Origin of the sequence: Pseudomonas sp. 18058, assembly GCF_902706155.1 — a bacterium.
GTDB lineage: Bacteria > Pseudomonadota > Gammaproteobacteria > Pseudomonadales > Pseudomonadaceae > Aquipseudomonas > Aquipseudomonas rustica.
Window position 1 is genome coordinate 199,943 of record NZ_CACSJY010000001.1, and the last position, 25,087, is coordinate 225,029.

Annotated in this window: 24 protein-coding genes and 2 pseudogenes; 13 read left to right on the forward strand and 13 right to left on the reverse strand. The window is 58.9% G+C overall.

The window, feature by feature from the left end; genetic code table 11:
• Positions 1-58 precede the first annotated feature (58 nt).
• From GVL50_RS00865 to GVL50_RS00875, 3 genes are read right to left on the reverse strand one after another with little or no spacing between them, the layout of a single operon-like run.
• Positions 59-883, reverse strand: coding sequence for a DUF3618 domain-containing protein (locus GVL50_RS00865; RefSeq protein ID WP_159811415.1), 825 nt, complete (start codon positions 881-883; stop codon positions 59-61).
• Positions 880-1,308, reverse strand: coding sequence for a phage holin family protein (locus GVL50_RS00870; protein ID WP_159811416.1), 429 nt, complete (start codon positions 1,306-1,308; stop codon positions 880-882). The genes GVL50_RS00865 and GVL50_RS00870 overlap by 4 nt, the downstream gene beginning before the upstream one ends.
• A complete protein-coding gene (locus GVL50_RS00875; RefSeq protein WP_256671788.1) occupies positions 1,308-1,871 on the reverse strand; it encodes a hypothetical protein in 564 nt (187 codons plus the stop codon). Before GVL50_RS00875 ends, GVL50_RS00870 begins: the two co-directional genes overlap by 1 nt.
• A 246-nt stretch (positions 1,872-2,117) precedes the next feature.
• Between GVL50_RS00875 and GVL50_RS00880 the strand changes: the two genes are divergently transcribed.
• The 6 genes from GVL50_RS00880 (at position 2,118) to GVL50_RS00905 (ending at position 10,068) form a co-directional block, all read left to right on the forward strand.
• Positions 2,118-2,564, forward strand: coding sequence for a low affinity iron permease family protein (locus GVL50_RS00880; RefSeq protein ID WP_256671789.1), 447 nt, complete (start codon positions 2,118-2,120; stop codon positions 2,562-2,564).
• 901 nt (positions 2,565-3,465) lie between these two features.
• Positions 3,466-4,503, forward strand: a complete 1,038-nt coding sequence (locus tag GVL50_RS00885) for an ABC transporter substrate-binding protein (RefSeq protein ID WP_371925872.1) — start codon at positions 3,466-3,468, stop codon at positions 4,501-4,503.
• Positions 4,504-4,517: 14 nt separating this feature from the next.
• Positions 4,518-5,135 (forward strand): glutathione S-transferase C-terminal domain-containing protein, encoded by a 618-nt coding sequence (locus tag GVL50_RS00890; RefSeq protein ID WP_159811417.1) that lies wholly within the window; start codon positions 4,518-4,520, stop codon positions 5,133-5,135.
• 42 nt (positions 5,136-5,177) lie between these two features.
• Positions 5,178-6,251: an AraC family transcriptional regulator gene (locus tag GVL50_RS00895; protein WP_159811418.1), complete on the forward strand. Its 1,074-nt coding sequence runs from the start codon at positions 5,178-5,180 to the stop codon at positions 6,249-6,251.
• 129 nt (positions 6,252-6,380) lie between these two features.
• On the forward strand, positions 6,381-8,735 hold the full coding sequence (locus tag GVL50_RS00900; protein WP_159811419.1) for a TonB-dependent receptor: 2,355 nt from the start codon (positions 6,381-6,383) through the stop codon (positions 8,733-8,735).
• A gap of 7 nt (positions 8,736-8,742) precedes the next feature.
• Positions 8,743-10,068 carry an LLM class flavin-dependent oxidoreductase gene (locus GVL50_RS00905; protein WP_159811420.1) on the forward strand — a complete coding sequence of 442 codons (1,326 nt, stop codon included), beginning with the start codon at positions 8,743-8,745 and terminating at the stop codon, positions 10,066-10,068.
• 78 nt (positions 10,069-10,146) lie between these two features.
• Here GVL50_RS00905 and ppk2 read toward each other — a convergent pair whose 3' ends face one another.
• On the reverse strand, positions 10,147-11,316 hold the full coding sequence (gene ppk2, locus GVL50_RS00910) for a polyphosphate kinase 2 (protein WP_159811421.1): 1,170 nt from the start codon (positions 11,314-11,316) through the stop codon (positions 10,147-10,149).
• A 102-nt stretch (positions 11,317-11,418) separates the two neighbouring features.
• A complete protein-coding gene (locus GVL50_RS00915) occupies positions 11,419-11,931 on the reverse strand; it encodes a macro domain-containing protein (protein WP_159811422.1) in 513 nt (170 codons plus the stop codon).
• Positions 11,932-12,208: 277 nt separating this feature from the next.
• On the opposite strand from GVL50_RS00915, the pseudogene GVL50_RS29320 reads away from it, so the two are divergent.
• The 5 genes and pseudogenes from GVL50_RS29320 to GVL50_RS00935 all read left to right on the forward strand — a co-directional run.
• Positions 12,209-12,940: pseudogene (locus tag GVL50_RS29320) on the forward strand (MCP four helix bundle domain-containing protein); the annotation flags it as partial.
• 291 nt (positions 12,941-13,231) lie between these two features.
• Positions 13,232-13,828: pseudogene (locus GVL50_RS29325) on the forward strand (methyl-accepting chemotaxis protein); the annotation flags it as partial.
• Between the two features lie 128 nt (positions 13,829-13,956).
• Complete coding sequence (locus tag GVL50_RS00925; protein WP_159811424.1) at positions 13,957-14,484, forward strand: GNAT family N-acetyltransferase; 528 nt, start codon at positions 13,957-13,959, stop codon at positions 14,482-14,484.
• 302 nt (positions 14,485-14,786) lie between these two features.
• On the forward strand, positions 14,787-16,265 hold the full coding sequence (locus GVL50_RS00930; protein ID WP_159811425.1) for an APC family permease: 1,479 nt from the start codon (positions 14,787-14,789) through the stop codon (positions 16,263-16,265).
• A 51-nt stretch (positions 16,266-16,316) separates the two neighbouring features.
• Positions 16,317-17,501: an iron-containing alcohol dehydrogenase gene (locus tag GVL50_RS00935; RefSeq protein WP_159811426.1), complete on the forward strand. Its 1,185-nt coding sequence runs from the start codon at positions 16,317-16,319 to the stop codon at positions 17,499-17,501.
• 3 nt (positions 17,502-17,504) lie between these two features.
• Here the strand turns inward: GVL50_RS00935 and GVL50_RS00940 are convergent, their stop codons facing one another.
• The 6 genes from GVL50_RS00940 to GVL50_RS28705 all read right to left on the reverse strand — a co-directional run bounded on the left by GVL50_RS00940 (position 17,505) and on the right by GVL50_RS28705 (position 22,473).
• Positions 17,505-18,401: a LysR family transcriptional regulator gene (locus tag GVL50_RS00940; RefSeq protein ID WP_053120439.1), complete on the reverse strand. Its 897-nt coding sequence runs from the start codon at positions 18,399-18,401 to the stop codon at positions 17,505-17,507.
• 130 nt (positions 18,402-18,531) lie between these two features.
• Positions 18,532-20,022 carry a DUF1254 domain-containing protein gene (locus GVL50_RS00945; RefSeq protein ID WP_159811427.1) on the reverse strand — a complete coding sequence of 497 codons (1,491 nt, stop codon included), beginning with the start codon at positions 20,020-20,022 and terminating at the stop codon, positions 18,532-18,534.
• A gap of 20 nt (positions 20,023-20,042) precedes the next feature.
• On the reverse strand, positions 20,043-21,461 hold the full coding sequence (locus GVL50_RS00950) for a DUF1254 domain-containing protein (protein ID WP_371925873.1): 1,419 nt from the start codon (positions 21,459-21,461) through the stop codon (positions 20,043-20,045).
• A gap of 165 nt (positions 21,462-21,626) precedes the next feature.
• Positions 21,627-22,001, reverse strand: coding sequence for a cytochrome c (locus tag GVL50_RS00955; RefSeq protein WP_371925868.1), 375 nt, complete (start codon positions 21,999-22,001; stop codon positions 21,627-21,629).
• 47 nt (positions 22,002-22,048) lie between these two features.
• Positions 22,049-22,255: a hypothetical protein gene (locus tag GVL50_RS00960; RefSeq protein ID WP_256671790.1), complete on the reverse strand. Its 207-nt coding sequence runs from the start codon at positions 22,253-22,255 to the stop codon at positions 22,049-22,051.
• Positions 22,256-22,302: 47 nt separating this feature from the next.
• Positions 22,303-22,473 (reverse strand): hypothetical protein, encoded by a 171-nt coding sequence (locus GVL50_RS28705; RefSeq protein ID WP_178124140.1) that lies wholly within the window; start codon positions 22,471-22,473, stop codon positions 22,303-22,305.
• Positions 22,474-22,659: 186 nt separating this feature from the next.
• Between GVL50_RS28705 and GVL50_RS00970 the strand changes: the two genes are divergently transcribed.
• Positions 22,660-23,193 (forward strand): adenylate kinase, encoded by a 534-nt coding sequence (locus GVL50_RS00970; protein WP_159811430.1) that lies wholly within the window; start codon positions 22,660-22,662, stop codon positions 23,191-23,193.
• A 78-nt stretch (positions 23,194-23,271) separates the two neighbouring features.
• On the opposite strand, the gene GVL50_RS00975 is transcribed toward GVL50_RS00970, so the two are convergent.
• A complete protein-coding gene (locus tag GVL50_RS00975; RefSeq protein ID WP_212549373.1) occupies positions 23,272-23,721 on the reverse strand; it encodes a hypothetical protein in 450 nt (149 codons plus the stop codon).
• Positions 23,722-24,147: 426 nt separating this feature from the next.
• Here GVL50_RS00975 and GVL50_RS00980 point away from each other — a divergent pair, with 426 nt between their 5' ends.
• Positions 24,148-24,597 (forward strand): GNAT family acetyltransferase, encoded by a 450-nt coding sequence (locus GVL50_RS00980; protein ID WP_159811431.1) that lies wholly within the window; start codon positions 24,148-24,150, stop codon positions 24,595-24,597.
• Here GVL50_RS00980 and GVL50_RS00985 read toward each other — a convergent pair.
• Positions 24,588-25,010: a hypothetical protein gene (locus tag GVL50_RS00985; protein WP_256671791.1), complete on the reverse strand. Its 423-nt coding sequence runs from the start codon at positions 25,008-25,010 to the stop codon at positions 24,588-24,590. The two genes, GVL50_RS00980 and GVL50_RS00985, sit on opposite strands and share 10 nt — an antisense overlap.
• Between the last annotated feature and the right edge of the window lie 77 nt (positions 25,011-25,087).

A 25,087-nucleotide genomic window follows, 5' to 3' on the forward strand; every position in this document is an offset into this window, starting at 1 on the left:
AAGCGACGATCATTACCCCAGGCAAGGAGGCCCATTGCGGGCCTCCGGTTCTCCGCGATCAGGAGGTTCCCAAGCCTTGGGAAAGATCGGCGGACGGGGCCGGCGATGTTGCAGACGAGGAGTCTGAACGGGCGGCGACAGCCTCTTGTTCAGTGGTTTTCGTCACGGTATCGCGAACCGCTTCGTAGCCTTCCTGCGCCTGCTTTTTGACTTTATCGACCAGCCCGGCGCTGGTGCGCCCCATCATGCGTTGCTCAGTGCTGGTGGTTGGCAAAGCGGCGCCGAGCAAGGCGCCCAGAGCGATGCCGGCGGCGGCGACCACCAAGGGTTGTTCCTTGAGCAATTGATTGAACTGCTGACCCAATACCTGTGAGTTGCGCGCTAACCGATCACCGGCATCGTGCATCGCATGGCTGAGGTTTTCACTGGCGGCACCGACGTTGTCGCCCAAGTGCGCGGCTTTGCCTTTCAGCGATTGGTAACCTTCTTTCAGCGAATCGGCCGTCTGGTGCAAACGGTCGCGCGCACTGTCGATACCGTCCGCCAAACCATCCGCCCATTCCCCGGCCCTGTCCTGATCGGGCCCGGTTCGATAGACCGGTTGCGGCACCGGCGGCCGGTTCTGGCTCATCATCAGCCACAGCAGACCCACCGAGGTCAGCACCGCAGGCACGGGGTTGTTGCGCACGCTGGTGCCAAGGTTAGTGATAAACGTCGAGCCATTGTTTTGCATCAGGCCCCAGGCCTGGTCGAACATCTGACCGGGGGTGAACTTGCTTTCCAGCTGGTCGACGATGTTGCCGATGCTGGCGCGCTGCGCGTCGATTTCCCGTTCGATCTGCTCGGGACTTTTTTGCGATTCGATATCCAGTTCAGTGTTCATGAGACTTTCCTCCGCAGCGCTTCCTGATCTTTGTTCAGAGCGTCCAGCGTCCGGTCAGGTTTGAAATGGGACGGCTCGAATTGTTTTTTGCCGGTTTGCAACATGGCGAAGCCGATGATCATCACCACAACACCGACGATCAACGCTGCCAGCCACGGCGCCATGAACAGGCTCAAAGCGTAGACCGCCGACATCAGCAGGATGATGAAACCCGCCAGAAAAACGATGGCACCGCCCGCCACCGCCGCAATGCCGGCCTTCAGCGTGGTGAGACTGGTTTGCAGCTCGGCCTTGGCCAAGGCCAGTTCCTTGGTGAATAACGCGGGCACTTCGCGGGACAGCTGTCGAAGCAGACCGACGACTGAAGCGTCGTCAGGTTGCGCAAGAGGTCTTGTGCCCGGCAGATCCGGATCGTCTCTGTTCATCACAGTTCTCCTTTCGCGACTGGCGCAACGGGGGTCGGTGCGGGCGACGTTTCATAAGGCCGATGGGCGCCATAACCGTCTGATGGCGGCATGGAGGAACTGCCTGCTGCCGGATCGTGATGGGCGCTGACGGTGACCGCCGCGCCCGTGCCGGCCTTGAGGAATCTCGATAATCCGAACCCCACGGCAATGCTCCCGGCAATGAACAGCGCGGGATTGCTGCGTGCCAGATCCGCCGCATCGTGCAAGAGCTGTTCGGCACTCTTGCCGCGAAGATTGCCGGCCAGCCCCGTCATCGACTCCGCCATGTCGCTGAGGTAGTCGGACATGCCCAGTGAGTCCTTGTCCTCCAGTTCCGACACAAAGCTTTTCGCACCTTGCGCCAATGCCTCGATCTGATCGGCGGCGGTGTCGCGATATTGCCCAAACTGCGCATCGGCTTGATGCCTCGCGCCGCCCAACGCCTCGGTGACCTCTTCCTTTAAATGCTCAAAGTCGTGCTCAGGCTTGCTGCCTGCCGGATCGCCGGTCTGAGATCCTGCTCTGCTGTCTGAAGCATTCATGTCGTCCCTCGCCTTCTGGATGAAAACGTTCAACGGGACTGCGCAGCAAGGATTGCCCTGAGCCCCTCACTGCAGAGGACGGGGGAGTTTGACGCAGAGTTCAAAGAGGATGATGGGCGACCTGCAAGAAGGTTTTCCAGCAGCGACGGTCGCGCGCAAACATGGCGACGAGCGGTCTAAATGTAAAAAAGAATTTCAAGAACTGGCTGCGGTCAGACTCGTTACATTCAACGAGAGCTCGCACTCATGACTTTTGCACGTTTCTGCCAAGGCCTTTCAAACTGGGCCGGCAACTCGAAAACTTTTCTCCTCGCGATCGTCTTGATTGGGGTTTGGGGACTGACCGGGCCGTACTTTCACTACAACGATACCTGGCAACTGATCATCAATACGTCGACCACCATCATCACCTTCCTGATGGTGTTTCTGATCCAGAACACGCAAAACCGCGACAACGACATTTTGCATCTGAAGATTGATGAACTGATTCGCGCGACCACGGCGGCGCAGAATGCGACGTTGGGGCTGGATAAAATGGGTTCACGGGATCTGCGCAAACTGCGTGATCGCTATAGCTCGCTGGGTGAGCGTCACCAGGTCAATCTCGACCCTGAAGCGCATGAAGCGTTTGTTGATGGCGTGCCTGTCAAAGCTGCCGCCGCCGAAGTGGAGCCGGGTGAGACCCAACGCTGACGCAGCGGTTTTGAAGCGCGCCCCGGAATGTGTGTATGCCATTCCGAACTGTGGGAGCGGGCTTGCTCGCGAAAGCGGAGGGTCATTCAACTATGCATTGCCTGAACTGACGCCTTCGCGAGCAAGCTCGCTCCCACAGGGGTTGGGGCGTGCCCGGGGTTTTGTGTACGGCAGAAAACTTGTAGGAGCAGAGCTTGCTCGCGAAGGCGGTGGGTCATTCAACTATGCATTGCCTGAGCTGACGCCTTCGCGAGCAAGCTCAGCTCCTACAGGGGTTTGGGGCGTGCCCAAGGTTGTGTGGGCGACAAAGAAACCTGTGGGAGCGAGCTTGCTCGCGAAAGCGGTGGGTCATTCAACTATGCATTGCCTGAGCTGACGCCTTCGCGAGCAAGCCCGCTCCCACAGGGATTTGGGTGTGCTCGGGATTTTGTGAGCGACAAAAAAAACTGTGGGAGCGAGCTTGCTCGCGAAGGCGGTGGGTCGTTCAACGATGCATTGCCTGAACTGACGCTTTCGCGAGCAAGCTCAGCTCCCACAGGGATTTGGGGCGTGTCCGGGATTTTGTGAGCGACAAAGAAACCTGTGGGAGCGAGCTTGCTCGCGAAGGCGGTGGGTCATTCAACGATGCATTGCCTGGGCTGTCGCCTTCGCGAGCAAGCACGGCTCCTACAGTGAACGACGGGGTATCTGAGGGGGATTTGGCTCGGCATAGTTTTTATGCCTGAAAGGCATTGCTGCCCCAAGCTATGCGCTGTCGCTCATATGCCCAAAGCGACTAACCAGCACATTTTTAATTATTTTATTTCTGCGTGTGTACGCCGCTATACCTGCGCCTTCGATCCGGCACCTCGCTGGAATTTGCAGGAGCATCCGTGTGAGTCGAACGACGTCGTTTAGCAGAATTTCCCTTCCGAAAGCCGCGCTTACCCTCGCCGCTTTACTCGTTTCCAGTCTGACGCTGGCCGATACGGTCAAGGAAATCCGTATCGCCGTGCCTGACATCAGCGCCGGGCCGACACCCAGCGGCGCCGGGATTGTCGATGTGTTACGCGACCGACAAACCCTGGAAAAGGAGTTCGAAAAGGACGGCATCAAGATCCGTTGGGACTTCTTCAAAGGAGCGGGGCCGGCGATCAATGAGGCCTTGGCCAACAACCAGGAAGACTTCGCTTACCTCGGCGACTTGCCGGCGATCATCGGCAAGGCCGGTGGCCTCGACACGCGTTTGCTCAGTGTGACGGCCCGTGACGTCAAACTCTATCTCGCCGTACAGCCGGGCTCCGGCATCACCACCCTCGAAGCGCTGAAAGGCAAACGCGTCGCTATCTTCCGAGGCACCGCCACGCAACTTTCGTTTGCCTCGGCACTCGCGCACCAAGGCTTGAAAGAGAGCGACTACAAAGTCGTCAACCTCGACTACAACGCCGCCAACGCAGCACTCGCCGCCAGGCAAATCGACGCAACCTGGTCGGGTGCCGGCGTGATTGCGCTGAAGGCACGCGGCCTCGCTGAATTGCCGCTGACCACCGTCGACCTCGATGGCGCCGGCAGCATGCAAGCCGTGCTGTTGGGCCGTGGCGCCTTTGTCGACGCACACCCGGAACTGGTCGCGCGCCTGATCAAGGCGCAACAACCCGCCATCACCTGGCTGCGCAACGACGACCACAAACAGGACTACATCAACCTGGTTTCAAAACTCGCCAGCTTCCCGGCAGACATCCTCACCACCGATGCCAAAGACCAATCGCTGGTAAAGATTTTCGCCCCGCAGCTCGACGCGCCGTTCCTCGACAACTTGCAGCGCAGCGTCGATCTGGCGCTCAAGGCGAAACTGATCCGCAAAGGTTTTGAAGTGAAAACCTGGGCCGAGCCGCGCTTCATCGAGGCAGCCCTGCAACCGACCGACTCCGCTTCGCAAACCCCACAAGCCAGCCGCTAAAACAAGGACTCTCCATGACCACGTTGTTCATTTTCCCCGGTGCCTGCTCGTTCGCTGCCCATGTCGTGATCCACGAATTGCAACTGCCCATCAGCGTCGAGCGCGTGACCCTCGGCGACCCGAACTCGCCGTACCGCCAGATCAACCCGACCGGCCGTGTACCGGCGCTGTTGCTGGATAACCAGACGCTGCTCACCGAAAACACCGCGATCCTGCCGTACCTCGCCGACCTCAAACCCGGCACAGAATTGTTCGCACCGGCAGGTTCAGTCGAGCGCGCGCAGATTCAAGGCTGGCTCGGTTACGTGGCGACGGAAGTACACGTTGGCGCGTTTCGCCCGATCAATCGCCCAGAGCGTTACAGCGCTGACGAAAGCGCATTCCCCGGCATTCGCCAGCGTGCGCTGGAACAACTGAGCAACGCACTGAAACCGATCGAAGCACGACTGGCGCAAACCGAGTATCTGGTCGGTGATCGTTTCACCGTGGCGGACGCCTACCTCGGCGTCTTCCTCAGCTGGAGCGCCCGCGTCGGTGTGCTCAACGATTTCCCTGCGCTGCAGGCCGCACTCGGTCGCTTCCGCGCGCGGGAATCAGTGGTGCAGACCTTGGCCGCCGAAGGCCTTGCCTGAATCACCCCGAGGACGGATAACCGAACACGCCGGAGAACCACCATGCCAAGCACCGATACCATTGCCACCTGGGCCCAAGTCATCGCCCGCACGCTGGAAGCACAGGGCATCGACGCCGCCCCGCTGCTGAGCGAGGCCGGTATCAGCCGTTGTCATCTGCATGACCCTGATCAGCGCATCGCCCTCCCCGCCATGAGCGCATTCTGGCGGGCGGCGCGGCGCATCAGTGCTGACGAATGCTTCGGCCTGCAAGTGGCGCAGCACAGTTATCCGACCGACTTTCACGGGTTGTTTTTCGCCGCGCAAAGCAGTTCGACGGTGATTGAAGCGTTGCAACGGGGTGTGCGTTACGCCCCGGTGATCACCACGTCGGCGGCAATGAGTCTGGTGCGCGGGCCACACACCACGCGCATGGTTTACGGCGTGGCCGACGGCGCCGAGGTGGAGCAGATCGCCACCGAAGCGTCGATTGCCTGCGCGGTGCGCTTCACCCGGCAAACCTGGGTGGATTTGCCGATCGTGCACGGCGTGCGCCTGGCCCGCCCTGCCCCGCAAGATCCGCTGCGCTGGACACGTTTGCTCGGTTGCCCGATCCGCTTCGACGCCGGCGAAAATGCCATCGAATACAGCAACCGCTGGCTGGATGCGCCGCTGACCACGGCCAATCACGCCGTGGCCCAAGGACTCGACGGCGTGCTCAACGACTACCTCGAACGGCAACGACGCCTTAATCTGCCGGAGCGGGTTCGCGCGGCGATTATTCGTTACTTGCCTCTGGGTGAAGTTCAGCAAAGTCGTGTCGCCGACGAGCTCGGCATGAGCGTGCGCAATCTGCATCGGCACTTGCTCAAACACGACAGCAGTTTCAAGGCGTTGCTCGACGATTGCCGGCGACAACTGGCGTTCAGTTACCTGCGCCAGACCGACTGTTCAATCAACGAAATCTGCTATCGACTGGGCTTCAATGAGCCGAGCAGTTTCAATCGCGCGTTCCGTCGCTGGACCGGCGAAAGTCCGGGCAAATGGCGGCGTGATGATGTGCCGTTGCAACCTCAACGTTACGTGCCACGGCCCACTGTTTTCGCGGCTGAGCAAGCACTGTCGATCGCGGTTTGAGTCACTTGTCTGCGGCGGACCATAGGTTGTCCGCGCAGGCCCCTTTTCTCTCCTTCACACGCTCTAGCATGGCACTCCTACCGAGCCCGACCGATTGCGTCGCGCGGCAAAAAAAGGAGCTCTGCGTCCATGCTTTTACGTTACTCGGCCACCACGGCCCATCGCCTCAAGCCCCTGAGCTTTTCCTTATGGCTGGCGCTGCCCGGTGTCCTCTGCTCGACCCAGAGCTTCGCCGCCGATGAGCCCGAAGCGTCCACACCGACGGCAACTCAAGCCGATAACTCAGCACCAAGGCTTGAACAGGTCACCGTGACCGCGCGCCGTCGCGAAGAACAGTCGCAAGACGTACCGACGCCGATCACCACCCTTAGCGGCGCCAACCTGGAAACCCAGCGCATCTACAAGATTCAGGATCTGCAACAGGCCTTGCCGAGCGTTAACGTCGCTTATGTCCATGCGCGGGTTTCCAGTTTTGCCGTGCGCGGGATCGGCAACAACCCGGCCAGCGATGGCCTCGAAGGCAGCGCCGGGATTTACCTGGATAACGTCTATCTCGGCCGTCCCGGCATGGCCGCGTTTGACATGCTCGACGTCGAGCAACTGGAATTGCTGCGCGGGCCGCAAGGCACGTTGTTCGGCAAAAACACCACGGCGGGCGTGCTCAACATCACCACCCGTGGCCCGACGTTCACCCCCGAGCGCAGCCTCGAAGTGTCGGGTGGGCAGGACGGCTACTTTCAAGGCAAAGGCACAGTGTCCGGGCCGTTGACCGACACCCTCGCCGGGCGACTGTCGTTCTATCGCACCCGCGATGACGGCTACCTGAACAATCGCCACGACGATCGCACACTACTCGGCGGTGAGCGCGAAGGCTTGCGTGGGCAATTGCTGTTCAAACCCAACGACGATTTCAGCCTGCGCTGGATCAACGAATACAACAGCGAAAACTCCAGCAGCGGCAGCAGCGTGATTTACGGCGCGGGGCCCGTGTTTTGGCGCCGCGCGGCACTCGTTGGCGCGAATCCGCAGGTGGGCGAGAGCAACATCGATGGCCGCCAGAACGTCAGCGTGCACCAGAATGCGAGTTCCGTTGAAGCCAACTGGAACTTGGCCGGCGGCTACACGCTGACCTCGATCAGTGCTTATCGCAGCTGGCACTTCAACCCGGCCAACGACGCCGACCAACTGGAAGTCCCGGTGATCAACGACTTCGGCTACGAAGTCCACGACCGGCAGTTCTCGCAGGAAGTGCGTCTGGCTTCGCCTAAAGGCGAGTTCTTTGATTACGTGGTTGGCGCCTACGCGTTCAAGCAAGACCTCGGCAACCGCATCTTCACCGACCTCGGGCCGCTGGCGGATCTCAACCTGATCGGCGCCAATCTCAATGCGCTGAACAACGTCAGCAGCAAGGTCAACGGCAAGATCGACACCGAGAGCTACGCGCTGTTTGCCCAAGGCACCTGGCACCTGACCCAGCGCCTCGATTTTAGCGCCGGCATCCGTGGCACCTATGAAGAAAAAGAAGCCAACGTCAAGCGCTTCGCCCCTGTGGGTGGCGGCACGCCAGTGGTGATCCCGGGCGTGGTCGACGGCAACGCGATCCGTGCCGGCCAGGTCGGCGCCTACGACACCGGTGACTTGCACCTGTACAACGCCGCACCGTCGTTTCTGGCCAGTTTGAGCTACCACTTCAGCGACGATGTGTTGGGCTACACCTCGTTGTCCCACGGTGAGAAATCCGGCGGCGTCAACCTCGCGGTCGGCTCGGCTCCGAGCGCTGGCGCAGAGTCGCTGCTGGTCGGCCCGGAGCGGGCGAACGATGCGGAACTGGGGATCAAAAGTCAGCTGTTCGACCAGCGCTTGCAACTCAACGCGAACGTATTCTGGACGGGCGTGAACGGCTATCAAGCCACCACTTACTACCAGCCGCCGGGCTCGTTGACCGGTTACCAATTGCTGACCAACGCCGGCACCGTGCGCTCTCGTGGACTCGAATTTGAGGCCACCACCGTGCCGGTTCGCGGACTGACGTTGAACGTCAACGGCTCGTTCAACGACGTCACCTATCTGTCGTTCAAAGACGCGCCCTGCCCCTCGGAAAACCCCGGCCAGACCAACTGCGACCTCAGCGGCCAGCGTGTGGCCGGCGCCTCGCGCTGGATCGGCAACATCAACGGCGAATACAAGTGGCCGCGCATTGACCGCATCGAACCTTACGCCACCGGCAGCTATGCCTATCGCTCCGAGAGCGAAGGCACCCTCGACAACTCCGACCTGGCGAAGATCGACGGCTACGGCCTCGCCAACTTCTCGGTCGGCGCGCGCATGGACTACGGCGACGGTTTGCTGGACGCCTCGCTGTGGGTGAAAAACGCCTTCGATCGTGAGTATTACCTGGCTGTTGGCAGTGGTTCCAACGGTCTTTACACCGCCTCGCCAGGCCAGCCGCGCACTGCCGGCCTGACCTTGCGCTATGACTTCTGAGGACACTATGACAACAGCAAAAATGAGCCTGGGCGCGTTTCTCATGAGCAGCGGCCACCACCTCGCCGCCTGGCGCCATCCGCGTGCCTGGGCCGGCGGCGGACTGGATTTCCAGCACTTCAAAAACCTCGCCACCACCGCCGAGCGCGGCAAGTTCGATGCGATATTTTTCGCCGACAACCTGGCCTTGATGGGCTCGCCGGAACTGGGCCAGTTCACCACCGCTGGCGATGTCTTCGATCCACTGGTGCTGCTCTCGGGTCTGGCAGCGGTGACCGAGCGCATCGGCCTGGTGTCGACGGTCTCTACCAGCTACAACGAACCCTATTTACTGGCGCGCAAGTTCGCCTCCCTCGATCACTTGAGCGGCGGGCGCAGTGGCTGGAATCTGGTGACCTCGGCGACCGACCTGGAGGCGCTGAATTTTGGCCGCGACAAGCATTTCGAACACGGCGACCGTTATCAGCGCGCTGAAGAATTCATCGATGTTGTCACCGGCCTGTGGGACAGTTTCGAAGACGACGCTTTCATCCGCGATAAATCCAGCGGCGTGTTTTTCCAGCCGGACAAACTGCATGTACTCAATCACCACGGCGAAAACTACCGGGTGCGCGGGCCGCTGAACATTCCGCGCACGCCACAGGGCTACCCGGTGCTGATTCAGGCCGGCTCCTCGGAACCGGGCAAGGCCTTGGCCGCGCGCACCGCTGAAGTGGTGTTCACCGCACAACAGACCCTGAGCAACGCCCAAGCCTTTTACGCCGACGTCAAAGGTCGCCTCGCCGGCTACGGCCGCCGTCCTGAGCAGTTGAAAGTCATGCCGGGGATTTCGCCGGTGATTGGCCGCACGCAAAGTGAAGCGGAAGACAAATACCAACAGTTGCAGGATCTGGTCGAGCCACGGGTTGGACTGGCGATGCTCGCGGGCATGGCCGGTGGTTTCGACCTGTCGGAATATGATCTGGACGGCCCGTTGCCAGAGCTGCCGCAAAGCAATTCGATGCAGAGCCGTCAGGCGTTGTTCATCGATCTGGCGCGCCGGGAAAACCTGACAATTCGCCAGTTGTACCTGAAAGTCGCCGGCGCGCGTGGCCATCACACCGTGATCGGCACGCCGAAAACCATCGCCGACACCCTTGAAGAATGGTTCGTCGGCCAGGCTGCTGACGGCTTCAACATCATGCCGCCGTTCCTGCCGGAAGGTCTGGATGACTTCGTTGACGGCGTGGTGCCGTTGCTGCAACAGCGCGGGTTGTTCCGCACTGAGTACAGCGGCAGCACGCTGCGTGATCATCTGGGATTGCAGCGGCCGGGCAATCGTTACGAGCGTTAAGCCGGTCGCTCACGTACCGAGAACACCGCCGCCACGAATGAAGCGGTGAACTCGGTACGCCACCGTTAGCCGAGTCGATTACAACGAGATCGGCAATCCACGTTCACCCTGTTCGTAAACAACATTGGCACGCCCCACGACCAACGGATCAAGCGAACCAATATTCTTCAAGTCTTTGCCCGCGTACGGCAACTTGTGCAGCACGTAACGCATGGCGCTGAGCCGTGCGCGTTTTTTGCAGTTGGACTTGATCACCGTCCATGGCGCATCGACCGTATCGGTGTGCGTGAACATGCCCTCTTTGGCTCTCGTGTAGTCATCCCACTTGTCCAGCGAAGCCAGATCGATGGGGCTGAGCTTCCACTGTTTGAGCGGATGTTTTTCGCGCTCCGCAAAACGCCGACGCTGTTCTTCCCGACTGACCGAAAACCAGAATTTGATCAAGTGAACGTTGTTGCGCGCCAACATCCGTTCGAACTCGGGGGCCTGACGAATAAACTCGAGGTATTCATCGTCAGAGCAAAAACCCATGACGCGCTCGACGCCGGCGCGGTTGTACCAGCTGCGGTCAAACATCACGATCTCGCCCGCCGTCGGCAAGTGTTTTACATAGCGCTGGAAGTACCATTGGCCGCGCTCGACTTCGCTGGGTTTCTCCAGCGCGACAATCCGTGCACCGCGTGGATTCAAATGCTCCATGAACCGTTTGATCGAGCCACCCTTGCCGGCCGCATCGCGACCTTCAAACAACACCACTATTTTCTGCCCGGTCTCCTTGACCCAGGCCTGCAACTTGAGCAGCTCAACTTGCAGACGATATTTCTCACGCTCGTAACTGCGCCGCGACAGCAAGTTTTTATAGGGATATCCACCCTTGCGCCAGTCAGGCGCCAATTGATCGTCCGGATGCAGCAGTCGTTGATCGGCCAGCAAACGGTTTTCCTCACTGACCAGTACGTTGCGCAACACCACCGCATCGTCGGGAGGCAGCCCCGCCATCAATGTGCACAGGGTTTTAATCAGCCCGTCGGTATCACCCTCGGGGATTTTTTGCAGAATGTCCTGCACCGCGGCCTCGGTTGCTGCCTGCCGCGCCTGAGTCTCTTCCTCGACAACAAAGCGCTCCAGTCGCGCAGCACTTTGTGTGGGGGCAACGTCACCGGCCTGACTACGCCGAGGACGCGGCGCCCGGCGAAGAGTTTTTGCAGCGGAGCCATTGCCGGTAGTGGGCGTGATCACGTCGACCATCGTATTTCCTTAAAAGACCAAAGATATTCCAACACGCCGCAAGCCCTGCTCTGCTCCCTGCAAAAAGTCCTTTTGCAGGGAGGCAGCGAAAGACTGAGCGCGCTACGCCTGACCGAGCTGTTCCGGCGCTTTCACGCCTTTGTGGTATTCCTTGTAAACAATGACGTCGACGTTCAAATCCCCCAGATACTTTGCAATCAGCGGTTTGACCTCGCTCCAGTCCAGCGCGCCCACCCCCGTTGCCAAGCGCGGCAACGCGACACTTCTGATGTTTTCACTGACGATGTATTTCGCCAGATCGCGCAATGCGTGGCTGACGTTTTTCAACGTGGCTTTGCCGGGTTTGGCTGCATGCCCCGAATGCAGGGAATCCTGCGTCAGCAAGTTAACGATACAGCGCACCTGACCCTGCTCATCAACACCGGCCCAGCACCAGATCTCTCCCGGCTTATGGGCCTTGGCGTGAGCGGCGTGACGGTAATCAACGACCAGCGACGGCCAGCGTTCACGCAAGGCGAGCGCCAGCCCGGAATCAAACGGATCCTGGGGCGCGATGCCATGCGCAATCACCTGGGCGTCGCTCAATAAAATATCGCCCTCAACTTCGCGAATCATAGGCATTGCCTCGTTAAATGATTAACCCGAGTTCAGCCACCCGGTCGGCGTTCTTACTTTCCTGTCATCAGCCTAGGCATGGGCCAAACCGCACAACTTGATCCAGATCAAGTTTCAACACGCCTGACAAGGTTCCAGACGTTTTGTTTAAAGCCCTGCTTGTGTTGATCAATTCAATTAACGGAATACTGAATTTCATGGGTTTTCAGGAACGCCTGATTGCTCCCGCCAACCATTTAAGGCTTGGTAAACCCATTGATATTTATTGGAGAATGCAATGATAAGAAACATCAAGCTTTTGCCTCGAACCTTACTCAGCTTCGGCTTGCTGTGCTTACTGCTGATCGGATTGGGAGCCCAGTCTTTGTGGACGACAGACGAGTTGCAGGACGGCATAGACAGCCTGGCCAGCGATGCCATCCCCGGCATCAAGCAAGCCGATATGATCGAATTTGCCGCGTATAAGATGCGTGTCGGGATTCTGACTTATGCACTTAGCGACAAAAATGAAAAAGAAGTACTCGGTGGAAAACTCCGCGTACAAAAAGAAGAGTTACTCGACAGTGTCAAAGGATACGAGAAACTGGTCAACAGCCCGGAAGAACGCAAGATTTTCGAATCCGTGGAAGCCAATGTTAATACCTACTTTGAAATAGTCGACGTTATTCTGGCGATGGACAAAACGACGCCATTAGAGATTTATCGCCATTACATCAACTTGGTCAGTGCCCCGGCCGCGTTAGCAGTACTGTCGTCTGCTGACAAACTCAACAGTTTCATGATCAGCGAAACTGAACACTCCACCGCCGTGTCTCGGCATTCGGCGGAGCACGGTTACACGACGACGGTTGTCATCATCGGCGTGGCCCTGACCTTGGCCTTGGTCATCACGGTTTTCTTTACTAAAAGCCTGGTCACGCCCCTGCGCCAACTGCTGCTCGCCACGCAGAAGATCTCTTCAGGCGACTTGCGCGGCACGGTTGCGGTCACCGGTAAAGATGAATTGAGCGAACTGCAAACTGCGACGGCGATGATGCTTTGCAACCTCAAAGACACCATCCACCGCATCGCGGAGTCGTCCTCCGTGCTGGCGTCTTCGGCCGAAGAGATGAACGCGATCACTCGAGAATCCAACGAAGGCATCCAGCAGCAACGTGTTGAAACCGAGCAGGCGGCGACCGCCGTTAACCAAATGACCACAGCGGTTGAAGAAGTCGCGCGCAATGCCGTGGCCGCGTCACACTCGACTCAACAATCCGAAAGCTCCGCCCACCGTGGCCTCGAACGCGTTGCCGAAACCATCACCTCGATTGAAAACCTCAGTTGCGCCGTGGAGAGCACCAGCGTGCAAATCCAGCATTTCGCCACGCAAACCCAAGGCATTGCCAAAGTACTGGATGTCATTCATGCCATTGCCGAACAAACCAATTTACTGGCATTGAATGCGGCCATCGAAGCCGCGCGAGCGGGTGAACAAGGGCGCGGCTTCGCGGTGGTGGCCGATGAGGTGCGGGCACTGGCGCATCGCACTCAAGTGTCGACGCTGGAAGTCGAGCAAATGATCGGCAGTGTCCAGGCCGGGTCAGAAAAAGCAGTGTCGTCGATGCATGAAACCAACAACGGCGCGATCGCCGCACTGGCGATCGCACGTGAAGCGGGACAGGAAATCTCGGAGATTACTCACGCGGTCTCAGAGATCAATGAGCGCAATTGTCTGATCGCCGCCGCGTCCGAACAGCAAGCGTGCGTGGCGAAATCGGTGGATCAGAATTTGATCACCATCCGAAACCTGTCGATGCAAAGCACCAGTGCTGCCGAGCAAATCTCGGTCGCAAGCAACGAGTTGTCGAAAATGGCGACGGAACTGAGTCGGGTGGTGGCGCGGTTTTCGCTCTGACGGTCTGGTAATCCCGGAGCATTTAACGATGGCTCCCTGAAATACCGATCCATTGGATCTTTCCTTGATCAGCCTGCGCCCTAGACTGGTTTCTTTCTCAGGACTCACCTGACAAGGAAACCCGTCCAGTGCGCGACTTTGATAACCAACCCGATTTAAGCGGCAATACGCTGCAACTGCGACCACTCGCCGACAGTGATTTTGAAGGCATGCTGCTGGCGGCGAGTGACCCGCTGATCTGGGCCGGCCACCCGGCCACGGATCGCTATCAACGACAGGTCTTCGCGCCCTACTTCGCCGCGCGCCTGGCCAGCGGCAAAGCCCTCGCCGTGATCGAGATGGCCTCCGGGCAGATCGTCGGCATGTCGAGCTACTACTCGCCGCCCGACCAGCCTGACGCAATCGCCATCGGTTACACCTTTCTGACGCGGGCGAAATGGGGCGGGCCGGCCAATCGCGAGCTTAAGCGATTGATGCTGGAGCATGCGTTCAAGGCGTATGACATCGTCTACTTCCACGTCGCGCCTAATAATCTTCGTTCGCAAAACGCCATGCTCAAGCTGGGCGCAACGCATTTGTATGACGCCGAACTGGATCTGTCTGGAGTGCCTGCGATGTGCAAATGCTATGGGCTTTCCAGAGCGCAATGGGGCTAGCCTGCGCTTTGCCAATCAACGACGGCTGATCACGGTCAGCCGTTCTTCTCTGCTCCCTTCTCCAAACATATGAAATTCCAGAACCCAGCCTACAAACATATGAATTTTTATCGATGTTTGCCTGGCTTAAGCTCCCTTCACTCCTCATGAAGGAGGCCGTTTCGTCGGTACGCCTGAGACAAGGCGATCCTAAAAATAATGTGTCTGCCGACCAAGGAATTTCTTATGTCCGCCCTGCTCGCACGCTGCCGTGCCTGTCATTGCGCGCTCTCCAGCGCCAGCGCTTCACTGGGAGGCCGACAATGACCTCGCCTCTTTCCCGCCCAAACGCCGACGAATCGTTGCTGCACAGCCAAGGCTATGCCCAGGAACTGCATCGCGGTCTGTCATTGTGGTCTTCATTTTCTGTCGGGTTCGCTACCGTTTCGCCGGTGGTGGGCATTTATTCGGTGATGTCATTGGGCGCGATGAACGCCGGGCCGTCCTGGGTCTGGATCGTTCCGCTGTGCCTGGCGCTGCAGTTTCTGGTGGCGCTGGTGTATGCCGAACTGGCCTCGCAATACCCGCTCGCCGGCGGTTGCTATCAATGGGTTCGGCGACTGGCGGGCGATCGCTGGGCGTGGTTCACCGGGTTCATGTATCTGGCCTCGGCATTGGCTTCCTTGACCACTGTCGCTTACTTGGGCGGTTTCTGGTTGTGGCTGTTTTTTACCGGCGCGCCGCCATCGGCGAATGCCCAAGTGTTCAGCGGCGCCGTGCTGTTGCTGCTCGGTTTGGGGGTGAACCTGTTCGGCATCAACCCGCTGAAGTACTTCGTCAACGCCGGGATCATTGCCGAGGCGATCGCCTCCATCGGCATCGGCGTGTTGTTGCTGTTGTTCTTCCGTAACCATTCGCTGTCGCTGGTGTTTGAAGGACTGACCTCCAGTCAGGGTGGCGACGGCTCGTACCTGCCAGGATTTCTGACGGCGATGGCGGTCGGTGGCTGGGCCTTCCTCGGGTTCGACGCCTGCTCGCAAGTGTCCGAAGAAACTGCCGATGCGCGGACGTCGACGCCGCGGGCGATTTTGCGTTCGATGATTCTGGTCGGCCTCACCGTGATGCTCACCGCATTCGCCGTGACGCTCTCGTTTACCGACACCGCAGGCATGGTCTCCGGGCAAATCGTCGACCCGGTGACACCTGCTGTCGTTGATGCCTTCGGTAGCTGGTCGGAACGACCTTTCGTGGGCATCGTGTTGGTGGCGTTCATCGCGTGCATCGTCTCGGTGCAGACCTACATCGGTCGCGCCGTGTTCGGCATGGCCCGCGACTCGATGCTCCCGGCGTCGGCCTTGTTGCGCAAAGTCGACAAGCGCAAAGTGCCTTTCGCGGCGATGGTTTTCAGCACCTGTTTCGCCAGTCTCGGTCTGGCGCTCGGCCTCAACGCAACGGCGGTTGGCACGTTGATCGCCTTCGGCAGCGGCGGCTTTTTCATGGTGTTCCTGATTGTCGTCAGCTGCGCCCTGCTAGCTCGTCTGCGCGGCCAATGGAAACCCGAACCCGGGACTTTCAGCCTTGGTCGCTGGGGTCTGCCGGTCAATCTTGCGGCGTTCTTCTGGCTGGTGTTTGAAAGCATCAACGTCGCTTGGCCACGGGAGTCGCTGGCGCCGCCGGGTGCGCCATGGTTTCAGGTGTGGGCGGTGATTCTGGTGTTCTCGATCCTCGCGCTGCTGGGCCTGATCTACCTGTTCCGCGCCAAGCCTTATCTGCGCAGCAGCCTGCAACTGCGCACCGAATAACCCCCCGCCTTGTCATGCGGGGCCCTTGCGCCCCGCGAATCTGGAGTTCAGATGTCTTCTCTTCATTACTGGAATTACCCCACCGAAATTTTCTGCGGGCCCGGCGCGCTGGATGTGTTGGCCGAACGCTGCAAACTGTTGGGAATGCGCACTCCGCTGCTGGTCACCGATCCGGGGATGCTCGCGCTGGAACCTATGGCGCTGATCAAAGCGCATTTGCAGCACGCCGATATTGCCTTCGCGGTGTTCAGCGACATCGACAGCAACCCGAGCCTGAATGACGTCGCCCGAGGCGTGGCCGCTTTCAAGGCTGGCCGGCATGATTCGCTGATTGCTCTGGGCGGCGGCAGCGCGATGGACGCCGCCAAGGGCATCAGCCTGGCATCCGTCGATGCTCAAGGCCTCGAGCAATATCAATGGTCGAATGTCATAGCCAGCTATCCAACATTGGCCGACTTTCCGCACCTCGATCTGCCACGTCTGATCGCGCTGCCCACCACGGCGGGCACGGGTTCGGAGCTTGGTCGCGAAGCGGTGTTGACCCTCAGCGAAGAAAACATCAAGCGTGTGGTCAGCCACCCGGAATTACTGCCGGCCTGCGTGATCCTCGACCCGGTGCTGACCCGTGGCCTGCCCGCCGCACTGACCGCCGCCACCGGCATGGACGCGTTGACCCATCACATCGAAGCTTTCTGTTCGCCGCTGTATCACCCGATGTCTTCCGGTGTCGCGGTGGAAGGTATTCGTTTGATTCAGCAGCACTTGTGCAACGCACATCGCGATGGCCAGAACATGGTTGCCCGCGAAGGCATGTTGATCGCTTCGGCCATGGCCGCGGTGGCATTTCAGAAAGGTTTGGGCGGCGTGCATGCCCTCGCCCATCCGCTGGGCGCGCGTTATCACAAACACCACGGGTTGCTGAATGCGATCCTGCTGCCCTACGTGTTGGTCGCCAACCGTCAGGCAATCAGCCAGGACATCGCGCGACTGGCCCGCTATCTGGAGTTGCCGCAGCCTGATTTCGACGGTTTTCTCGATTGGGTCTTGCAGCTGCGCGAGCAGTTAGGGATCGCCCACAGCCTGGGCGAGATGGGTCTGGAAACCGACGCGGCGGATTGGGTTGGCGAACAGGCGCTGGCCGATGTTTCTTCATCCGACACCAACGCCTGTGTCCTCAGTGCCGCCGACTACACGCAAATCTTCCGCAACGCCGTGCAAGGCGTGCTGCCGAGATAAAACTCACAAACCGTGCTCAGCCAGCAGATCTGCGATAAAGGCACGCACAGCCTCGCTTTGCGGGTGCCCGACGTGGGTGATCATGCTGTGCTGCACGTCATAACGCAGCGTCTGCGGGTGCAGCGCGCGCATCTTGCCGCTCTGTAACCATGGCCGCGCGTAGTGCGCAGGCAAATAGCCCAGATGCGTCCCGGCGAGCACGCCGTGGGCCACCGCCTCCATGTGGTGCGCGGTGGCTGAGGCGCGATCCGGCGCAATGGGCAGCACCTGATCGGCCGGCAAGAAACCATGGCAAATCCAGTCACTGGCCTTGAGCTGTTCCAGCGTCGGCGCCTCGACGGCGAACAGCGGATGCGCCTGCCCGCAGAAGATACCGATCTCCTCGCTGTACAGCGGTTGGTAATTCAAGGTCGGTAGCGGACGGCTGAAATAGGAAATGGCGACGTCCAGTTGCCCGTCGATCACCGCGCGTTCGAGCTCTATCGGCGAGTTCACGAAGATATGCAGGTGCATGTCGTGTTCGCGCTGATAAAACCGTGCAATGGCCGCGTCGATGCGCGCGGTCGGCAGGGTCGCGATATTGTCCGCCAGCCCCAGATACAGATCCCCCACCAGACGCCCGGATAAATCCTGCGCCTCATCACGGAAGGCATCCACCGCACCAAACAGCGCCGCTGACGCCTTGAGAATCCGCTGACCTTTTTCGGTCAAGCGAAAACCACCCTTGCCGCGCTCGCAAATCCGGTAGCCCAAACGTTTTTCCAGACTGGAAATATGCGTGCTGATGTTCGACTGACTCATGTTCAGCTCAGCTTGCGCAGCGGTGAAACCACCGCACTTCACCACGATGGCGAAAATCCGCAGCAGGCGTAAATCCATGTCCGTAATGTTTCTGATCACCGGGGTGTCCTGTTCAACGATTTCTTGCGACGTTGCGGGGATCAAGTTTCCATTGCGACGGGCGCCGTCGGCAAGCGTATTGAGGGCATGAGGACGCTGAGGCTCCCATGCCGCTCAAGAACCTCTCAAATCATTGCTTGTGCAAATCCCCCGGCTTCCACACTTTGTCGAAGAACGCTTTGGTCGGGCCGTACAGGCGCAGAATCACGAAGTAGCCTTCGCCCGGCAGGGTTTTGATCCAGTTTTTACCGGCGCCGGGCGAGTCCGGGCCGAAATGCACATCGATCGAACCATCGGCATTGGCGACCGGTTTGTCCATAGTATTGATCGATGGAAACGGCTGGCCGTTGTCCAGGCCGGACGCGGTGATCGAGTCGTACGCGGTGACCGACCAGAACAAGGCTGCGGGGATACCTTTGGGCAGGTTCAAAGTGTAGCTGTTGCTGCCGGAAAGGAATTCACCCTTGGCATCGACGAACGTGGCCGGGTACTTGGCGCCGACGTTTTCCATGTTCACGGCCATGCCCGGGCTGGCGGAATAGGCGTTGGTGAAGAAGCCGGTGCGCGGGTCGATGTAGTTGAACGTGTCGGCGGTAAACGTCGCGTTGCCGGGGAATACATTCAGCCACTTGCGATCCGGGTACCACGTGCCGTTGGCGACAATCGTCTGCGGCGTGTAAGAGATCGCATGGCCGATCTTGCTGGCGGTTTTCGCCGCTTTGTCGAGCAGGTCACGGCTGGCCTTGTCGGGCTGGAACGGCTTGCCCTTGATGATGCCCAGTGCGGCGAGCATGCCACGCATTTCCATGTCCTGCGGGTCGACGTATTCGTGTTCGATAAACCGCGACAGCATGTCGAAAGCGCTGCCATCGGTGGGGTACAGCATGTTGACCGGGGTGTTCGAGGCGTTGGGGAACACCATCGCTTTGGCCGTGGCCTGTTTACCCAACGGATAGATGCGGGTTTTCTCCATGACCGCGACCGGCGCATCGAGCTGTTTAGGATCTTTGAAGAAGCCACGCCAGAACACGAACACGCCGTACGTTCGCGAGCGATACGTCAGATAGCCCGGCGGTACCTCGCCCTTGAAATCCGGCGGTAGCACCAGGTATTTGGCGCCCTGCCCTTTGTCCGGCCCCGGCAGACCGACATCGCCACACCACTGGCGGCCTTCAATCTGGCCCTCGGAGCAAATCGGCCGCTGGAAGAAGTCATCCAGAATGCCCTGCAAACCCGGCGGCACTTCGATCACCATCGGGCCGTCCTGCTTGAGATCCAGATAGCCCATGGCGTAGATCACGTCGGAGTTGGGCGTGGTCACGCGGGTCTTGGCGTTGAGGCGATCCTTCCAGATCGGCAGCACGTTGTAACCGGCGCCGAAAGCTTTCTCCGAGCCCTCTTTCATGGCGTACATGTTCAACGCCGGCAGAGCCCAGATGTACGACTGCACAGCGCGCTGGAAGAGCAATTCGTTCTGCAGCTGCGCCACGCCTTCGAGCGTCGGGTAACCGCCAGCGAACGGCAGGTCGGCCAATTGCTGGTAATGGCTGGCGGCCTGGGCGCTGGCGCTGATCGATGCGGCCAGGCTCAGCGCCGTCAGTGATTTTGCAAACGTGTTCATCGTAAACGTCCTTGTCTCGATCAATTGGCTTTGACAACAGCGGGCGGCACCCATTGGCCGTTCAGCGCAGCCGGCTCAGGCCAGTACGCGCGAATGTAGAGCGAGAAATCCGCACCTTCAGGCGTCGGCAGCCAATTGGTTTCCTTGTCCTTGCCCGGCGAGTCGCTTTGCACGTAAATCGTTAGCGAGCCGTCAGCATTGGCTTGCAGGGATTTGTTTTTGGTGCCGATGGAATAGCGCTTGAGGTCGTTCAGCGAGAAGAAGTGCTGTTCGTTGTACAGGGTCAGCGACCAGAAGCCTTTGACCGGTGGCAGTTGCCCTTTGGCGAAGGTCACGGTGTAGCTGTTTTGCCCGTTGAGGCGCGTGCCGGTCTTGTCCAGATCCTGATAGAAGTACTTGGTTTCTTTCTGCTGGTTGACGAAGATATTCGAGCGCGCGACGGCGGTACGGCTGAAATAGTCGGTGCCGAACGCGGCGCCGTTGCTGATGGTGCTCCAGTGATCCGTCAGTTGCAGGCCGTAATTACGGAACTGCAACAGCGGGTCGATGACTTCGCTATCGGCTTTTTTCGCTTCATCGATCATCGCGGCTTTGAGCTGAGGATCGGCCTTGGCAATGGCGGCCAGTGCGGCCATTTGTGCGTAGCGAGCTTCTTCGCCCGGCAACGGTTTGGCGTCCTTGAGCAGCGCGGGCAACTCGTCGAAGAACTTCTCTGGCATCACCCATTTGGTTTCGCCACTGCCGGCGGCCTGCGCCGGGAATTTCGGCAGTTTTGCCCAATCGCGGTGTTTGACCTTGCCGTCGAATTGCGACAGCGGGTACATGTCGACGCCCGACAACGATGGCTGAATGGCCGCGCGATCGACAGCGCTATCGTCCTGGAACACCCGGGGAATCACGAATCCGGTGTTGGTGCGCGAGCGGAAGACCTTGGTGATCCCGGCCGGGACTTCGCCCTTCCAGTCAGGGCCCACCAGCAGGTAGAAACCGGGTTTGGTGTCATACATTTTGCCGAGCTCGGCAAAGCTGTCAGAACGCAAATCCACCACTTGGTACACCCAGAAACGGCTGCCAAAATCCGGCACCTGCAACACCACCGGCTCCAGATCCAGCGCGATGCTGCCCGCGCCGTAGACCACGTCCTGATTCGGACACGCCACCAGGCGCTCGGCCGGATCGATGTAATCGCTGAGCATCGACAGTCGATTGATTGGCGCGACCGGAACAATTCCGCCCATCAAGCCAGGTTCAGGGAGATCCTTGAACGCTTGGCGACGGTTGAAAATATTGGCCATCGGCCAACCCCAGAAATACGCCTCACGGGCCATCATGCGCACGTATGGCTCGGTGACCTTGGTGTTGGCGACCGGGCCGCTGACGGAGCCTTCGCTCGCGAAACTTTGCGGGGCCAGAACACAGGTGGTGGCCAGCGCCCCCATCAAGCTCAGCGCGAACAGATTGAGGCGTTGCGGCAGTTGAGTCATAAAGCATCCTTACTTGCGGGAATCACCCTTTGCAGGTGAGTCGCAGGGAAGATAGCGCAAGTCTGCCGAAGTGGTCACTGAATGTTTGGGCTGCGCGCAGCAGGCCCTGATCCGCAGCCCTCAACGTTTTGAAATGACACTTTTCATGTACTGATTCAAATCACGAAAATCCTCAACACTCCAGGCATGCGGCGGCACTTTCACGCCGTTCTCACGCAACGTTCTTGGGATCAAGTCTCCATTGGGACGCAGGATGATTGACGACACAATGACGCCCGGGTAATCGCTCAGCCGTTGCTTGAAAGCGGCTGTTGTCAGATCCGGCGTCGGCGGATTGCTTTTATGCGCCAGCGGCCCTGTACCTTTGATATCAGCGCCGTGACACATCGCACAGCGCTGCACGAAGAGGTTTTTTCCGTTGCTGTTGTCCGCCAGAGACGGCGATGTTTGAGCCAGCGATAAAACGCTCAGCGCAGCGATGAAGACTGATTTCATGTCCATATGCTCGTATACCATCCATTGAATCTATATCGAAGTAGACGCTACGCGCCTTGTTGACCTTCATAACGCGGCAGCTCGATCGCGTCTGCTTTCGGTGAAAGAATTTTGCCAAATACCGTCTTGAAACCCGGTGCGGTGGCCAGCCTTAATACCGCGTGACCGAGGCCGATGCCAAGCCGCGAATGTGGCGAGGCCAGTCGGGGCGCGAACTTGGGCACGCTTTGCGCCTGATTGACGTAGGGGCGCATCAGTTTTTCGTAGGCCGCGAACGCTTGGGCATGATCGTCGTGACGACTCAGTTCGCCCGGATCAGCGCCTCAATGCCCATGCGCTGAATCACCGTACGACCGGCGCCGCGCACATCGTTGCGCGTCAGAATGGCGATTTGTTGTAGCTGCTGGCCGACGACATCCCTGGCAATTTGCAGGCTGCGTGGATCTACGACTGGCGTTGAGGGTGCGCTCATGCGTAATCCTGTCCGGAATTCAGGGCTGATCGTGACGAGTCGGGGACGTTAACCTATAGCTAACTTTCTTAGCTACTTTCCAAATTCATCGAGGATTCAAGCCGCGCTACCCTGATATCCTGCTCGCCGTCAGCCCCCGCATGGCTGGATAAGACGGACTATCGAACAGTATTCACGGAGGAAAAATTGCGGATATACATTACAGGTGCTTCGTGCGCAGGCGTGTCGACCTTGGGTGCCAACCTCGCGCCCTCGCTCGATTTAAAACATGTCGATGTCGATGATTTTTACTGGGCGCCCACCAACCCGCCATTCACAACAAAGCGGCCGCCTGAAGAACGCGTTTCGTTGATGCAGCAGGAACTGGGCGCCGACAACTGGGTGCTGACCGGCTCTTGTATGGGCTGGGGCGATGCGCTGATCACCCACGCTGATTTGATCGTCTTCGTTGCGACACCAACGCCTGTTCGCCTTGAGCGTCTGGCCGCGCGTGAAAGGGAGCGATTTGGCGACCGGATCGCCCCAGGGGGCGACATGCATGAGATACATGTGGCTTTCCGAGAATGGGCTTCGCAGTATGACGATCCGAATTTTTCAGGGCGTAATCGAGCGTGGCATGAGGCGTGGTTGAGCAGGCAAACGATTCCGGTTTTACGGGTTGATGGGGCGCGTGGTGCGGATGAAATGGTGGCGAATGTTTTGGGGCATTGTCGCCGGTAGCAATTCGGCCAGAAACGTCACTCCAATCGGCTCGGTCAGGGAAAAATCCCATTGCGCGACTACGGCTGTTCTTAACACTCAGTCCGCTAAAAGAGTGAAGTACTCCACGACAAAGTAGCCTACCTGATAGATCAGGGTAAACAGCGCGAGTGTCAGTTGTACTCGACGCCGTTTCTGTGTGATGCCAATCAACACGATGCCGAGCATGATGACGGTGTGGGCGGTATACGCCGCTCCGAGCGTATGCCAGCGGGCGTTGCCTTTGAGGGAGGTGTCGATGAGATCCATGGCCGTGATAAGCGCGATGAGCCCGAAGAACCAGGCACGTCGCTCGAGCAGGTAGTTTTCGTAGCTGCCGAACTCTCTCACGTCTGACGGAAACAGCATCGTCGACACCATGAAATAAAGGGCGCAATAGCAAACAATGAAAAAATAGGACTCGAACGTCCACACCGGCACCTGCGTAAGACGAAACTCCCACCACCAGAACGTCATGATTGAAATGAGCGCCCAGACCACCCAGCTCATGTGTATCCACGACCATCCAAATTGGCGCGGGTGTTCGATGATCGAAGCGATCCCCTAGAGTAACGTCGATATACCCAGCCCCAGGATGATGCTGAGGACGATACGGATATGCGAGTAAATCTGGTCTGGGATCATCTCACTGCGCCGGATTTCAAACGGCCCTACCTGACTTGATCATTGATTTCCGGAGTTTCCAGGAAATAAACCACTCAGGTCAGGTTCCGCCTGTACCAATGGGTTGCAATCGCAAGCCTGCGATCGCTGCTGCACGACGATCGCAATGGCCTGAACGGTCTTAGCGTAGGTGGACATCAATGATGTATGCGGCTTTTTGCAGATAATTTTGTCATCCATCCAATCTGAAGCCCCCTGGACACACAAACCACAGAGCGCTAGCGTCAGCTCATTCAACTCAAGAGCCGCGCCATGGACGTCATTGCCAACTATTCAAACAACCACCACCGACACGCGGTAATAGCGTTATGGGAAACCGTCTTCGGTTACGAAACCGCCCATAACACTCCCAGCCTCGCCATCGACAAAAAACTCGCCGTCGCCGATGAGCTGTTTTTCGTGGCTCTACGAGATGAAGAAGTCATCGGCACGGTTATGGGCGGGTACGATGGCCACCGCGGTTGGTTGTACTCGGTGGCGGTGCACCCCGCACATCGTCGAGAAGGCTTGGGAGCCAAACTGGTTCGTCACGCCGAGGACGCGCTGATTGCGCGCGGCTGCATGAAGATCAATCTGCAGATCATCAGCGCCAATGCGAGCGTGGCGGCTTTTTATGAAGCGTTGGGTTATTCGATCGAACCGCGCATCAGCATGGGCAAGAAGATTGAAGCGAATATCGTGATGTCGGGGTTTCAGGGCTGACCCGTCTGAAACCGTTTACGCAGCAAATTGATCACCAACAGCACACCCGCCGCCATCCCCTGCGTGCCGCACATCAGTCCGAGAATGTGATCGTCAAACAGCCACCAGGCGAACGCGCCGAAGAACAGCGTCAGCAACAGCCCAAACACCAATAACGTCAAATGACGCACGCTCGGAATGTCTTCCAGCACGTCAGCAAAAATGCTCCAGCAGGCCCACTGCATAAACAGCAACAGCGTCACCCACGGCAGTGTCTGTAGAAAAGCGCTCGGCGGCAGCGAAGTGACAAAGCTGAACGGCACGGCGAAGACGAAAAACAGTGTTGCGGCGATCGTCGTGCAGGTGGGCACGGTATAGGCCGGCAAGGCGATGACCAGTTGCATCAACTTGAGGGCTTGCAGTCGAGTGATCAATTCTCGCGCTCCTGCGGGTCGTCCTGGCCGAGTCCGGTGGCCGGTTCAGTGACTATAGATCAGAAGTCGAATGCCAC